The organism is Acidovorax sp., assembly GCF_046339755.1.
Lineage (GTDB): Bacteria > Pseudomonadota > Gammaproteobacteria > Burkholderiales > Burkholderiaceae_C > Acidovorax.
This window is the reverse complement of sequence record NZ_JBKDTZ010000417.1, coordinates 1-12,532: the sequence shown is the minus strand read 5'-3', so window position 1 is coordinate 12,532 and position 12,532 is coordinate 1. Positions and strand designations below refer to the sequence as shown.

Genomic DNA, 12,532 nt, shown 5'->3' with positions numbered 1-12,532 from the left:
GCCGTGCTCACCCCGCAGGAGAGCGAGGCACTGTTCCACACCCTGTCGCAGATGGTGGCCCAGGGCCTGTCCATCATCTTCATCAGCCACAAGCTCGCCGAGGTGCTGCGCGTCTCGCACCGCGTGGCCGTGATGCACGAGGGGCATCTGAGCGATGCCCGGCCCGCCGAAGCCTGGACGCGCGAGGCCATCGGGCTGGCGATGGCTGGCGCCTCTGCAGCCTGAAAAACCCGGACATCCATGAGACTCGAAAAACGCAACCACATCTCCCCCGCCGCCTACGTGGCAGCGCCGGTGGGCGCCGTGGTGTTCACCTTGCTCATCAGCGGCCTGCTGGTGCTGTGGGCCGGCGCGCCCGTGGGCCGCACCTATGGCCTGCTGCTGCAAGGCGCCTTCGGCTCGGTCTTTGCACTGACCGAGACGCTCACCCGCGCCACGCCGCTGATCCTGACCGGGCTGGCCGCGGCCGTGGCCTTCCGTGCGCGGCTGTTCAACATCGGGGCCGAGGGGCAGCTGTACGCCGGCGCGCTGGCCGCTGTGGCCGTGGGCGGCATGCACGGGGGCACGGGGCTGGAATGGTCGCCGTACGTGCTGTTCCCGCTCATGATGCTGGCGGCGGCCCTGGCCGGGGCCCTGCTGCTGCTGGGCCCGGCGCTGATGAAGTCGCGCCTGGGGGTGGACGAAGTGGTGACCACGCTGCTGCTCAACTTCATCACCCTGCTGCTGGTCTCTGCCCTGCTGGACGGGCCCATGAAGGACCCGCTGTCCATGGGCTGGCCGCAGAGCGTGGCGCTGCAGGGCGACCTGGAACTCTCCAAGCTGGTGCCGCAGACGCGCCTGCACACGGGGCTGCTCTGGGCCATCGGGCTCGCACTCATCCTCTGGGCGATCCTGCGGAGCACGGTTCCGGGCTTCGACATCCGGGCAGCGGGCGCCAATGCGCGCGCCGCGGCCTTTGCCGGCGTGCCCATCACGCGCACCATCGTGCTGGTGGCCCTGCTCTCGGGCGGGCTGGCAGGGCTGGCCGGTGCCATCGAGGTGGCGGGCCGCACCGGCTATGTCACGCTGGACATGTCGCCCGGCTATGGCTACAGCGGCATCGTCATCGCCATGCTGGCCGGGCTGCACCCGCTGGGCGTGATAGCAGCAGGCACCTTTGTGGCCGGCGTGCTGGTGGGGGCCGACAGCATGAGCCGCGCCGTGGGCGTGCCCACCTACATTGCCGACGTGATCGTGGCCACCTCGCTCATTGCCGTGCTGGTGGCCACGCTGCTCACGCAATACCGGGTCCGCATGAAATGAAGCACCCCCTGAGTCGCTTCGCGCCTTCCCCCTCTCTCGCTTTGCTGCGCAATGCGGGAGGGGGACGCTCCCAGCGCGGCGGGGCGGCCCTTGCGCGGGAGCACTGGCCTCAGCTGCGCCAATGCAGTGGCCCGCGGGAAGCGCCCATACGGATTGAACAACTGAAATGAGTGAACTGCTCGACATCCTGGCCAACCCGGCCTTCTGGATCGCCACGCTGCGCGTGGCCACGCCCCTGATCCTGGGCACGCTCGGCGTGCTGCTGTGCGAGCGCGCCGGCGTGCTCAACCTGGGCATCGAGGGCATCATGGTCGCAGGCGCCTTCACGGGCTGGCTCGCGGTGTATGCCGGCTGCGGCCTGTGGACCGGGGTGCTGGTGGCGGCGCTCACGGGCGCCGTGTTCGGCCTGCTGCACGCCTGGCTCACGGTGGGGCTGGCGCTGTCGCAGCATGTCTCGGGCCTGGGCATCACGCTGCTGGCCACTGCGCTGAGCTACTACGGCTACCGCGTGGGCTTTCCCAAGGTGAACACGCCGCCCACCATCGAGCCGTTCGCGCCCATGGAATGGCTGGGCGTGCCCATTCTTTCGGCGCAGACCCCGCTTACCCTGCTGGCGCTGGTGCTGGTGCCGATCCTGGCCTGGGTGCTGATGCGTACGCCGCTCGGCCTGGCCGTGCGCATGGTGGGCGAGAACCCACAGGCCGCCGAGGGCCAGGGCCTGTCGGTCGCGGCCACGCGCACCGGCGCCATCGTGACGGGCTCGGCACTCATGGGGGTGGCGGGGTCCTTCCTCACGCTGTCGGCCTTCAACGCCTTCTTCTTCAACATGGTCAACGGGCGCGGCTGGATCTGCGTGGCGTTGGTGGTGTTCGCCTCGTGGCGGCCTGGCAAGGCACTGCTGGGTGCCCTGCTGTTCGCCTTCTTCGATGCGCTGCAGCTGCGCCTGCAGCAGGCCGGCGATGCCTGGCTGCCCTACCAAGTCTACCTGATGCTGCCCTACCTGCTGTCCATCCTGGCCCTGGTCCTGGTGGCGCGCAAGGCGGCGTATCCGCAGGCGCTGATGAAGCCCTACCGCAAGGGTGAGCGGTGAAAACAGCGATCGCGCTGGCTGCGCTGACGCTGGTGTGCGCTCCTTCGGCAAACGCCCTGGGCATGGATGTGCCTTACGAACGCTTTGCCACCGCCGACGCGGTGGACTGGGTGCAGGTCTGCGGCCAATGGCCGGTACGCAAGAACGAAGGGGTCTACCGCATCGTGCATGGTTCGCAGTACGCGCAGTCGTTCCTGTACCTGCAGTGGATGCATCGCGGCGACGACGGCAGCCTGCAGGCGGTGCATACCCAGGGCATCCGCGAACTCAACAATGACCACGCGGAGATCAGCCTGACCCGCATCGCCTGCCGCGCCACGCGCACCGGCATCCGCATCACGGCGCAGGCCAGCTCGGGCCATGACGGTGCGCTACGCAGCATCACCATCGAGGCCGGCCACCGCCCCGGGCTGTACCGCTATGCGGCAAGCCCCCGGCGCTGAACTCAGCCAGCCGGCGGCGGCCCCACGGGCGTGCACAGCTCCACCAGCGCACCATCGATGTCTGCCACATAGGCCACCGTCTGGCCCCAGGGCATCTGCTCGGGCGCCTGCACAAGCCGCGCGCCAGCGGCCACGGCGCGGTCCACCGCAGCAGGCACGTCGGCCGTGGTGAAGGCGATTTCGAAACTCGGTGCACTGGCCGAGGCGCGCTGCGGGTTCTTGCCCAGCTCGGTCATGAGCCTGAGCGATGAGAAGGCCAGTGCGGTGGCGCCGGTCTCCAGCTCGCCGAAGTCGCCCGCCTCATGGAGAAAACGGCGCTTGAAGCCAAAGGCTGCCTCGTAGAACGCAATGGTGCGGGACACGTCTTCGACGTAGAGAATGGTGTAGCCGAATTGCACTGAAGACCTCCGCAAGGGGACACATGGAAACGAAGGGCTGCACCCACCATGGCCAGCCGATACGCGACACAATAGCAGCCAAGCCACCCACCCCCGTGAACACAGCCATTTCCACACCGCCATGCTCGACCTGCTGATCCACAACGCCACCCTGCCCGACGGCCGCACCCAGATGTCCGTGGCCGTTCAGGACGGGCGCATCACCGAAGTGACCCAAGGCCTGCAGGCCCCCGCGCATGAAACCGTGGACGCCGGCGGCCTGCTGCTGAGCCCGCCCTTCGTGGACGCCCATTTCCACATGGATTCGACGCTCAGCTACGGCCAGCCCCGTGTGAACCAGAGCGGCACCCTGCTCGAAGGCATCGCGCTGTGGGGCGAGCTGAAACCCCAGCTCACGCACGAGGCCATCGTGCAGCGCGCCCTCCAGTACTGCGACTGGGCCGTGGCCCAGGGCCTGCTGGCCATCCGCTCGCACGTGGACACCAGCGACGCCAGCCTGCTGCCCGTGCGCGCCCTGCTCGACGTGAAGCAGCGCGTCGCGCCCTACCTCGACCTGCAGCTCGTGGCCTTTCCGCAGGATGGCGTGCTGCGCTCGCCGGGCGGGCTCGACAACCTGACACGCGCGCTCGACCTGGGTGTGGACGTGGTGGGTGGCATCCCGCACTTCGAGCGCACCATGGCCCAGGGGGCCGAGAGCGTGAAGATCCTGTGCGAACTGGCGGCGCAGCGCGGCAAGCGCGTGGACATGCACTGCGACGAGTCGGACGACCCGCTCTCGCGCCATGTGGAGACGCTGGCGCACGAGACGCACCGCCTGGGCCTGCATGGCCGCGTGGCGGGCGCGCACCTCACGTCGATGCACAGCATGGACAACTACTACGTGAGCAAGCTCATCCCCCTGATGGCCGAAGCGCAACTGGGCGTGGTGGCCAACCCGCTGATCAACATCACGCTGCAGGGCCGCCACGACACCTACCCCAAGCGCCGCGGCATGACGCGCGTGCCCGAGCTCATGGCGGCCGGCCTCACCGTGGCCTTTGGCCACGACTGCGTGATGGACCCCTGGTACGGCGGCGGCAGCGCCGACATGCTGGAGGCCGCCCACATGGGCCTGCATGTGGCGCAGATGACCAGCCAGGCCGCCATGCGCCAGTGCTTCGAGGCAGTCACGACCAACCCCGCCCGATTGCTGGGCCTGGAGGGCTATGGCCTGGCGGCCGGCTGCCATGCCGACTTCGTGCTGCTGCATGCCCGCAACCCGGTGGAGGCGATCCGCCTGCGGGCCGCGCGGCTGGCGGTGTACCGGCGCGGCAAGCGCGTCGCGAGCCGCCCGGCCCCCGTGGCGACCCTGGACCTGCCCGGCAGGCCGGGCAGCGTGGGGTTCCTGGCCGAGTGATCAGCGCGCCGGTGGTGGTGCCGATGCCGCCAGGCTGAGCGTGACCACCCCTGCCACCACCAGCGCCAGCCCGGCAAGCCGCATGCCCGAGAGTGGCTCATCGAACAGCGCCGCCCCCAGCAGCGCCGTCAGCCCCAGCCCGCTGCCGGCCCATACTGCGTAGGTGACCCCCATGCCGATGTGCTTCATGGCCAGTGACATCCACCAGACCGCCAGCACATAGCAGGCCCCTGCGATCACTGCGGGGACCAAGCGGGAAAAGCCATCCGACTGCCTGAGCGCCACGGTACCGGCAACCTCAGAGATGACGCTGGCCGCAAGCCACAGCCAGGCAAGTGATTTCGCTTCCAACAGATACGTGAACGCCATGCGCTGCTCCATATGCCCGCCAGCCGCTTGTACCGAGCGGAGCGAACAGATAGACAGACGACAGGAAAGCGGTACCTGCAAGGAACGGAAAAAAAGCGATGGCGGTACTCTACACCGCTTCACAAATGCGCCGATGACAGGGCCGCGGCCGGCCAATACCCCGCACGGCCCCAGTGGATCAAAGGGCCGGCACGGCAGCGGCGGCCGCCACCACCCGTTGCGGCGCCGGCAGCACCTCCACCCGGTTGCGCCCGCGCTTCTTGGCCAGGTACATGGCCTCGTCGGCGCGCTGCAGCACGGTTTCGGGTTTTTCGCCGGGTACGCTCAGCGTGACCCCGATACTCACGGTGATGGGTATGGCGCTGCGTTCGGTGGCCGCCGGTTGCGCCGCAACCAGGGCGCACAGGCGCTCGGCCACCGTGCGGGCCCCCTCGTGGTCCGCGTTGGGCAGCGCAATCGCGAATTCCTCGCCCCCCAGGCGCCCCAGCACGTCTTCCCGGCGCAGGCAGCGGTTGGCCAGCAGCACAAAGTGCCGCAGCACCTCGTCACCGCACTGGTGGCCCCAGGTGTCATTGACCTTCTTGAAATGGTCCAGGTCCATCACCAGCACCGGCAGGCCTGCGCCGCTGGTGCGCTGGGCATTGCTCATGGCCTTGTCCAGCAGCGTCAGGAAGGCGCGGCGGTTGAATATATTGGTCAGCGGGTCCACCTCGGCCAGGTGGCGCAGCTCATTGGCGATGAATTCGTTGGCCAGCATCAGCGCGCCAAAGGCGAACAGCACCAGCGCGATCAGCGACTCGAGCACCACGAACTGCGAGAGCCGGGCCACCAGGCTCGCGTCAATTCCTGCTTCCGCCGTGCCGGCGCCCAAGCTGAACAGCAAGGGGCGCAGCAGCAAAAACAGGCCGTGGGCCGCCGCCGCCAGCGCGAAGAGATAGCGCGCCGGCACCAGCCGTGCCTCCCCCTGCGCCAGGGTGCGCGCCGTCAGCAGGAAGAACACACCGGCGCCCAGCCCGGCAAACACGAAGCGCATGCCCAGGTGGGGCTGAACCACGGTGAAGTAGGCAGAAGCCAGCACCAGTGCCCCGATGGCCATTGCCGCAACCACATGCGAAGGCGGTGGCCGCCCCATGTAGGCACGGCTGCCCAGCAGGCACATGTAGGCCGCCAGCGAGATACTGCACTGCGAGATGACCACAGACACCAGCTCGGGCAGTTGATCGCGCGCCAGCAGGCTCACACCGAACACGAAGGCCGACAGGAAGGACAGCACCCACCACCCCAGGCCCGGAATGTTCCGGTTGAAATGCCACATGGTGAATACCACCAGAGTGAGCAGCAGCGCAAGAATGGCCGCGAGGATGACGAGGGTCGGGGTGTGCACTGAAAGCTGGCTGGCTGGCAGGTGGTAGGCGCGCTTCTGGAGGCGGTGAAGGCCCGGCAGGCTGGATTGCAGGCAATGTTACTCTTACCCCATGACCCAGGGCTGACACAGCCCCGAGGAAACCCGCTACCAGCCCCGAAGTGTGGCGCGCGCCGCACAACCAGCCCTCCCCACCTGTCTGTCTGCCTGCCGACATGATCTCCTCCCAGTTCGTCAGCCGGATCACGCTGCTGCGTGACAAGGTCGAATCCTTCGACCAGTACCCGTTCTCACTGTCCGTGGTGCGCGCCCTGGAGCAGATCGACCTGCACCCGCACGTGAACTTCTTCGTGGGCGAGAACGGCTCGGGCAAATCGACGCTGCTCGAAGCCATCGCCGTCTCGCTGGGCTTCAATGCCGAGGGCGGGTCCAAGAACTTCAGCTTCGGCACACGCGCATCGCACTCCGATCTGCACCGGTACCTGCGCATTGCCAAGGGCCTGCGCCGGCCCAGGGACGGCTACTTCCTGCGCGCCGAGAGCTTCTTCAACGTGGCCACCGAAATCGAGAAGCTGGACGAAGACCCCATGGGTGGCCCGCCGATCATCGGCGCATACGGCAGCCGCTCGCTGCACGAGCAGTCGCACGGGGAATCCTTCATGGCCCTGATGATGGAGCGCTTCGGTGGCCAGGGCCTTTACATCCTGGACGAGCCCGAAGCCGCGCTGTCGCCCCAGCGCCAACTGGCGACGCTGGCACGCATGCGCGACCTAGTGGAAGAGAAATCGCAGTTCATCATCGCCACGCACTCGCCGATTCTGATGGCCTACCCGGACGCGACCATCTTCCACTGCGGCCAAGAAGGCATCGCACCCATTGCCTACCAGGACACCGAGCACTACCGGGTGACGCGCGAGTTCCTCATGGACCCGCAGCGCATGCTGGACGGTCTGTTCGCCCAGTAGGGCCAGTCAGGAGAAACCTGCCATGTCCATCGATATCCCCTCAGCCCTGCAGAACCTCGCGCCGTTCGTGGGCGCCTGGCACACCACAGGAACCGTCGTCGCCACGTCGGCGGCCTACACCGCCACCGACACCTACGAATGGCTGCCGGGCGGGCATTTCCTGGTGCACCGCTGGGACGCGGCCATGCCCGACGGGCGGTCGCAGGGCATCGAGATCATCGGAGCCGATGCGGCGGACGGAGCGAAGGAGGGGCACTACACCATGCAGTCCTTCGACAGCACGGGCAAGGCCGATACCATGCGCGCGGTGGTCGAGGGCAAGCGCGTGGCCTACGACGGCGACGGCGTGCGCTTTCGCGGCGCGTTCAACGCCGATGGATCGGAAATGGCCGGAACGTGGTCGCTGCAGGCAGAGAGCAGCAGCCGGGAGTGGCAGCCGTGGATGACCGTGTCGCTCCGGCGCCGCCCCTGACCGGGCTCAGCCCGCCACCACATGGCACTCCCGGCGCAGCAGCGCCAGGGCGTCATGCATCTGGTAGTCCATGTCGCTTTGCAGCGTGGCCTGCGACTCCTGAACGAAGCTGTTCCACAGATCCCCATAGTCGGCCTGGCGCACGCCGGCTGCGTGGGCGCGGATGAAGTCCGTGGCCAGTTGGGGCTGCCAGCCGCTCTTGCGCAGCTTGCGCACCAGGCTGGCGGCGGTCTTCTCGGTCAGCACGGTCTTCTTGGGCGTGCCCGTGGCCAGGCACAGGAACAGGGTCAGCAGGCTGGGCTCGTCCTCGTTGCCCTGCACCGCCTTCGCCCAGGTCTTGCTGGCGGGCTGCGGATCGTCGGCCCCCTCCTCGTCCAGGTCGGCCAGGCTGCGGTGGTAGTCGTCCACCTCGGCCAGCGGGTCGTCCAGCAGGAAGTAGCGCGCACGGAAACCGCTGGTGGGTCGCAGCAGGCCGCGCAGCGGCGTGGCGGCATCGAGCAGCCTGGGCAGGTCGGCCAGCACGGTGACGCGCTGGGCTTCGAACACCTCTTTCAGGTCCGCGGGCAGGCCAGGGGGAAGCGAGAGCTTGAGCGTGCCCGCCGCGGTCTGCTTCTTGCGATGGGCGGTGGCGATCTTCTCGAACACCACGGCATTCGGCCAGTCGCCCGCCTTGGGCGCCAGGGCCTGCAGCAGCAGGCCGGTGCGGACCACGGCCTCGGCATCGGCGCCCGCCTCTTCGAGCGCATCCTCATCCAGGCCGTATTCATCGGCCAGCCACTGGGCGGCGCGGATGGCCGCCTGAATCTGGCTGCGCCGCGCCAACTCCACCTGGTACTCGGCATGGCTGCGCAGGGACCACACGGCCAAAAGCGGCGTCTCGGCATCGGCATAACCGCCCATGCCGAAGTTGCTGCTCTCGGGCATGCCGATCAGGCGCTTGAGCATGTCCGAGCCGCCCTTGGAGCGCGACAGGAAGGAGTTGTCGCGCAAAGATACGGCCGCCTCGTGCAGGTCGCCGCCCGTGCTCTCCAGCAGGTACAGGCTGACCAGGTTGACCATGCGGTCGCGCGCCTTCTCCAGCTCGGGCCGCAGGAACTCGCTGCCGAAGTAACGCGCGATCTGCACCATGCCCTTGGGGGCATCGGCGTTCATCGCGGCCAGCTTGGCCGCATCGATGATGCCGTGCGCCACGCCGTAGGCCAGCGCCTTCTCGAAGAATGGGCGCGCATCGTGCAGCTGCAGTGCGTTGGCCGCTGGCGCAGAAGGCGTGTCGTGCTCGGACATGATGGGGGTCAAATCGCGGATTCTTCGTCGGAGTCGCGCGCGACGGGGGTCGCCTTGCCTCGATCCGTCTCGCTGGTCTCGAACTTGCCATCGTCTTCCTCGCCCGGCACCTCGTCACCCTCGTCCAGGCCCAGGTCAAAGGCACGGGCCTTGGCGCGCAGCACCAGCAGGGTTTCGATGAACAGGTCGCGGCACTCGTAGCGCAGCAGCCAGGCCATCTGCATCCAGTCGCGGTCGGCCACCTCGTCGAGGTCGACGCGCGGCTGCACATAGCCCGAGGCGAGCAGCTCGTCGTCGGTCAGCGTGGGGCCGTAATCCTCCACCGCGTCGAAGCTGCCGGTGCGGGCAAAGGCCTCCACACGGCTCCACTTCTCGGCGAAGTAGTTGGCCATGGCCTCGCTGCCGCCTTCCAGGTCGCCGATGGCGGTGAGGAACTCCACCGGGTCCGCATCGTCGCGGAACACCACGGCATTGACCATGTTGCGCAGGTGCGTGTGGGTAAGGTCCTTGTACTGCTTTTCCAGCACCATGGCGCGCGCGAACTGCTCGGGCGTGACCAGCATGTTGACCACCGAGGCCTTTGAATAGTAGTAATCGCGCATCACTGCCAGCACGTCCTTGGGCGCAAGCTGGTCGAGCACCACCATCAGGGCGTTGTCGCCCTCGGTGTCGGCCAGCTCGGACAGGGCCGACTCGGCGCCCACGATGTCGCCGGCGGCAATGAGGGCGGTGGTCTTGGTGATGAGGGCCAGGTGGGTGTTGCTGCTGCTCATGGTCAGTCCTTGCGGTCAAAGCCGACGTCCGAGAGCCAGTTGTCGCTGGCTTCCTCGCGCGAACGGGCGTTGTGCGGGTCGGCCGCATCGTCGGCGCTCAAGGCATCGTAGTCGTCGTCGTGCTCGGCGGCGTCTTCGTCGCCCTCCTCGTCGCCGGCGTCAGCATGGGATGCCGCAGGTGCCAGGCGCGAATGCGCCTGCATGAATTCGAGCCCCGCCGCCACGGCCAAAAAGCGCTCGCCGCCGGGCTCAGCCAGCACGGCCTTGGCCAGGCTCGCAGCCCAGGGCTCCAGCGCCACGGCGCCGTCGGCAGACAGGCTGCTCCAGCCGGGCAGGTCGTCCTGGCCGCAGCCGAGCAAGTTCTCCAATGCGGCCGGGCGCGCAAACCGGAAGCCCTGGTGGAAGACCACGGCCACCATTTCGGGTGCCAGCTCCATCATCTGCACGAGGAAGGCGATTTCATTGCGCTTTTCGGCCAGCCGCTTGCGCAGCACGTCCTTGCCTTCGGAGTCCTGGGTCAGGTCGTCGAGTTCGGCCTGGTAGGCCGAGCGCAGGTCATGGAAATAGGGAGAGAGTTTCACGAAGAAAGAATGCCTTGGGTCACGAGGGAAGAATGCCTTGGGCATAGGTGCGCCAGATTTCCTGGGCCGTCTGCAGCGGGTCGTCCAGCAGGTTGCGGCGGCGGTTGTCGTCGTAGGCCTGGCGGGCCGTGTCGTTGGACAGCACGTCATAGGCCTTCTGCACGGCCTGGAAGCGCTGCGCCGCGTCGGGCGCAGCATTGCGGTCCGGGTGGTAGAAGGCCGCCTTCTGGCGGTAGGCCTTCTTGATGTCGGCGAGCGTTGCGTTGGCCGCCAGCCCGAGGGCGGCGTAGTGGTCTGCGGTCATGGAGTGGACAGGCTGCAGCGGCCAGGCGTCGCCTGGCCTCCTCGGCCTTGGGGGTTGTTCAGCCGGCCAGGCTCACGTACACGTTCTGCACGTCGTCGTTGGAGTCGATGGCGGCCAGAAAGGTTTCCACCTCTTCCAACTGCTCGGCCGACAGGTTGGCCGGGTTCACCGGGTTCTTGGGCTTGTAGCCCAGCTTGGCCGACAGCACCGTGAAGCCATGGGCCGGCAGCGCGCGGCTCACCAGGTCCAGGTCGGTGGGCTCGGTCCAGAAGGTGGTGTTGCCCTCTTCCTCACCGGGTTCGAAGTCCTGCGCGCCGGCTTCGATGGCGGCCAGCTCGGGGTCGGCATCGCCGTTGGCGGGCTCGGCTTCGATGATGCCCACGTGGTTGAAGTCCCAGGCCACCGAACCCGACGTACCCAACTGGCCCTTGCGGAACAGCACGCGCATCTCGGGCGCGGTGCGGTTGACGTTATCGGTCAGGCACTCGACCATCACCGCCACCTGGTGGGGGGCAAAGCCTTCGTAGATCACGCGTTCGTAGTTGACGGCGTCAGCACCGGTGCCGGAGCCCTTCTTGATGGCGCGCTCCAGCGTGTCCTTGGGCATGGAGACCTTGCGGGCCTGCTCCACCACCAGGCGCAGGCGCGCATTGCCGGCCGGATCGGCACCGCCGCGCGCGGCGACCGTGATTTCCTTGACCAGCTTGCCAAACAGCTTGCCCTTGGCATCCGCCACCTGTGCCTTGCCTTTTGCTTTCCACTGCGCGCCCATGTTGGACCTCTTCCTCGGTGAGTTTTGATTGGTCGGGCCAGAAAATGGGCCTGCAAGCGTTGTAAAAACGCTGCAAAACCGCATCCAGCCGAACCCTATAGAGTACCACCATCGTGTTGCTCCAGCCTACGGCCGGGGTAACCTGTGGCCCGCAGTGCATTTTTGTGGAGACCGGATGCTCAACACCCTGTGGCTGGGTTTTTTCGTCATCGCCGCCATGGCGGCCTTTGCCCAGTGGCTGGTGGGTGGCAATGCGCAGATCTTCGGCAGCATGGTCGAGGCGCTGTTCGCCATGGCCAAGCTCTCGGTCGAGGTGATGGTGCTGCTGTTCGGCACGCTCACGCTGTGGCTGGGCTTTCTGCGCATTGCGGAGAAGGCAGGCATCGTGGACGCCCTCGCCCGCTGGCTGGCACCGCTGTTCGCCAAGCTCATGCCCGAGGTGCCGCGCGGCCACCCCTCGCTGGGCCTCATCACGCTGAACTTCGCGGCCAACGCCCTGGGGCTGGACAACGCGGCCACGCCCATGGGCCTCAAGGCCATGCGCTCGCTGCAAGAGCTCAACCCCCGGCCCGACACCGCCACCAACGCACAGATTTTGTTCCTGGTGCTCAATGCATCCTCGCTCACGCTGCTGCCGGTCACCATCTTCATGTACCGCATGCAGCAGGGCGCGCCGGACCCGACCCTGGTCTTTTTGCCCATTCTGCTGGCCACTTCGGTCTCCACCATCGTCGGCCTGCTGGCCGTGGCCGTGGTGCAGCGGTTGCCGCTGTGGCACCCGGTGGTGCTGGCCTACCTGCTGCCCGTGGCGCTGGTGCTCGGCGGCTTCATGGCACTGCTGGCCACACTGAGCGCCGCGGCGCTGGCCAGCCTGTCATCGCTGCTGGGCAACCTGGTGCTGTTCTCGCTGATCGTGCTGTTCGTCGTGCTGGGCGCCTGGCGCAAGGTGGCCGTGTACGAGGCATTCATCGAAGGCGCACGCGAGGGCTTCGACGTGGCCAAGGGCCTGCTGCCCTACCT

15 protein-coding genes and 1 pseudogene are annotated in these 12,532 nt (G+C 67.6%); 8 read left to right on the top strand and 8 right to left on the bottom strand.

Annotated elements, in window-relative coordinates:
- The 4 genes and pseudogenes from ACK59X_RS35810 to ACK59X_RS35795 form a co-directional block, all read left to right on the top strand.
- Positions 1 to 225: pseudogene (locus ACK59X_RS35810) on the top strand (ABC transporter ATP-binding protein); the annotation flags it as partial.
- A 15-nt stretch (positions 226 to 240) separates the two neighbouring features.
- Positions 241 to 1,302: an ABC transporter permease gene (locus ACK59X_RS35805; RefSeq protein ID WP_409964349.1), complete on the top strand. Its 1,062-nt coding sequence runs from the start codon at positions 241 to 243 to the stop codon at positions 1,300 to 1,302.
- A 166-nt stretch (positions 1,303 to 1,468) separates the two neighbouring features.
- Complete coding sequence (locus tag ACK59X_RS35800; protein WP_409964348.1) at positions 1,469 to 2,392, top strand: ABC transporter permease; 924 nt, start codon at positions 1,469 to 1,471, stop codon at positions 2,390 to 2,392.
- Positions 2,389 to 2,835, top strand: a complete 447-nt coding sequence (locus ACK59X_RS35795; protein ID WP_409964347.1) for a hypothetical protein — start codon at positions 2,389 to 2,391, stop codon at positions 2,833 to 2,835. The genes ACK59X_RS35800 and ACK59X_RS35795 overlap by 4 nt, the downstream gene beginning before the upstream one ends.
- Before the next feature lie 2 nt (positions 2,836 to 2,837).
- On the opposite strand, the gene ACK59X_RS35790 is transcribed toward ACK59X_RS35795, so the two are convergent.
- Entirely contained in the window at positions 2,838 to 3,233 is a 396-nt protein-coding gene (locus tag ACK59X_RS35790) for a VOC family protein (protein WP_409964346.1), read from the bottom strand.
- Between the two features lie 121 nt (positions 3,234 to 3,354).
- Here ACK59X_RS35790 and ACK59X_RS35785 point away from each other — a divergent pair, with 121 nt between their 5' ends.
- On the top strand, positions 3,355 to 4,629 hold the full coding sequence (locus ACK59X_RS35785; RefSeq protein ID WP_409964345.1) for an amidohydrolase family protein: 1,275 nt from the start codon (positions 3,355 to 3,357) through the stop codon (positions 4,627 to 4,629).
- On the opposite strand, the gene ACK59X_RS35780 is transcribed toward ACK59X_RS35785, so the two are convergent.
- Positions 4,630 to 4,998, bottom strand: coding sequence for a DMT family transporter (locus tag ACK59X_RS35780; RefSeq protein ID WP_409964344.1), 369 nt, complete (start codon positions 4,996 to 4,998; stop codon positions 4,630 to 4,632). It lies immediately after the preceding gene.
- A gap of 178 nt (positions 4,999 to 5,176) precedes the next feature.
- Complete coding sequence (locus ACK59X_RS35775) at positions 5,177 to 6,382, bottom strand: GGDEF domain-containing protein (protein WP_409964343.1); 1,206 nt, start codon at positions 6,380 to 6,382, stop codon at positions 5,177 to 5,179.
- A 194-nt stretch (positions 6,383 to 6,576) separates the two neighbouring features.
- On the opposite strand from ACK59X_RS35775, the gene ACK59X_RS35770 reads away from it, so the two are divergent.
- Both ACK59X_RS35770 and ACK59X_RS35765 read left to right on the top strand, forming a co-directional pair.
- Positions 6,577 to 7,326 (top strand): AAA family ATPase, encoded by a 750-nt coding sequence (locus tag ACK59X_RS35770; protein WP_409964342.1) that lies wholly within the window; start codon positions 6,577 to 6,579, stop codon positions 7,324 to 7,326.
- A 22-nt stretch (positions 7,327 to 7,348) separates the two neighbouring features.
- Complete coding sequence (locus ACK59X_RS35765; protein ID WP_409964341.1) at positions 7,349 to 7,798, top strand: hypothetical protein; 450 nt, start codon at positions 7,349 to 7,351, stop codon at positions 7,796 to 7,798.
- A 6-nt stretch (positions 7,799 to 7,804) separates the two neighbouring features.
- Here the strand turns inward: ACK59X_RS35765 and ACK59X_RS35760 are convergent, their stop codons facing one another.
- The 5 genes from ACK59X_RS35760 to ACK59X_RS35740 are packed head-to-tail and all read right to left on the bottom strand — an operon-like array spanning position 7,805 to position 11,512.
- Positions 7,805 to 9,082, bottom strand: coding sequence for a hypothetical protein (locus ACK59X_RS35760; protein WP_409964340.1), 1,278 nt, complete (start codon positions 9,080 to 9,082; stop codon positions 7,805 to 7,807).
- A gap of 8 nt (positions 9,083 to 9,090) precedes the next feature.
- Positions 9,091 to 9,855, bottom strand: a complete 765-nt coding sequence (locus ACK59X_RS35755) for a hypothetical protein (RefSeq protein ID WP_409964339.1) — start codon at positions 9,853 to 9,855, stop codon at positions 9,091 to 9,093.
- Between the two features lie 2 nt (positions 9,856 to 9,857).
- On the bottom strand, positions 9,858 to 10,436 hold the full coding sequence (locus ACK59X_RS35750) for a hypothetical protein (protein ID WP_409964338.1): 579 nt from the start codon (positions 10,434 to 10,436) through the stop codon (positions 9,858 to 9,860).
- Between the two features lie 19 nt (positions 10,437 to 10,455).
- Complete coding sequence (locus tag ACK59X_RS35745) at positions 10,456 to 10,740, bottom strand: DnaJ domain-containing protein (RefSeq protein ID WP_409964337.1); 285 nt, start codon at positions 10,738 to 10,740, stop codon at positions 10,456 to 10,458.
- A gap of 58 nt (positions 10,741 to 10,798) precedes the next feature.
- On the bottom strand, positions 10,799 to 11,512 hold the full coding sequence (locus ACK59X_RS35740; protein ID WP_409964336.1) for a YebC/PmpR family DNA-binding transcriptional regulator: 714 nt from the start codon (positions 11,510 to 11,512) through the stop codon (positions 10,799 to 10,801).
- A 175-nt stretch (positions 11,513 to 11,687) separates the two neighbouring features.
- Here ACK59X_RS35740 and ACK59X_RS35735 point away from each other — a divergent pair.
- On the top strand, positions 11,688 to 12,532 hold an 845-nt coding region (locus ACK59X_RS35735), incomplete at its 3' end, for a nucleoside recognition domain-containing protein (protein ID WP_409964335.1).

Coding starts and splice junctions, on each gene's coding strand:
- ACK59X_RS35755 (WP_409964339.1), bottom strand. CDS start 9,855: ATGAGCAGCAGCAACACCCACCTGGCCCTCATCACCAAGACCACCGCC.
- ACK59X_RS35780 (WP_409964344.1), bottom strand. CDS start 4,998: ATGGCGTTCACGTATCTGTTGGAAGCGAAATCACTTGCCTGGCTGTGG.
- ACK59X_RS35740 (WP_409964336.1), bottom strand. CDS start 11,512: ATGGGCGCGCAGTGGAAAGCAAAAGGCAAGGCACAGGTGGCGGATGCC.
- ACK59X_RS35770 (WP_409964342.1), top strand. CDS start 6,577: ATGATCTCCTCCCAGTTCGTCAGCCGGATCACGCTGCTGCGTGACAAG.
- ACK59X_RS35745 (WP_409964337.1), bottom strand. CDS start 10,740: ATGACCGCAGACCACTACGCCGCCCTCGGGCTGGCGGCCAACGCAACG.
- ACK59X_RS35765 (WP_409964341.1), top strand. CDS start 7,349: ATGTCCATCGATATCCCCTCAGCCCTGCAGAACCTCGCGCCGTTCGTG.
- ACK59X_RS35760 (WP_409964340.1), bottom strand. CDS start 9,082: ATGTCCGAGCACGACACGCCTTCTGCGCCAGCGGCCAACGCACTGCAG.
- ACK59X_RS35805 (WP_409964349.1), top strand. CDS start 241: ATGAGACTCGAAAAACGCAACCACATCTCCCCCGCCGCCTACGTGGCA.
- ACK59X_RS35785 (WP_409964345.1), top strand. CDS start 3,355: ATGCTCGACCTGCTGATCCACAACGCCACCCTGCCCGACGGCCGCACC.
- ACK59X_RS35800 (WP_409964348.1), top strand. CDS start 1,469: ATGAGTGAACTGCTCGACATCCTGGCCAACCCGGCCTTCTGGATCGCC.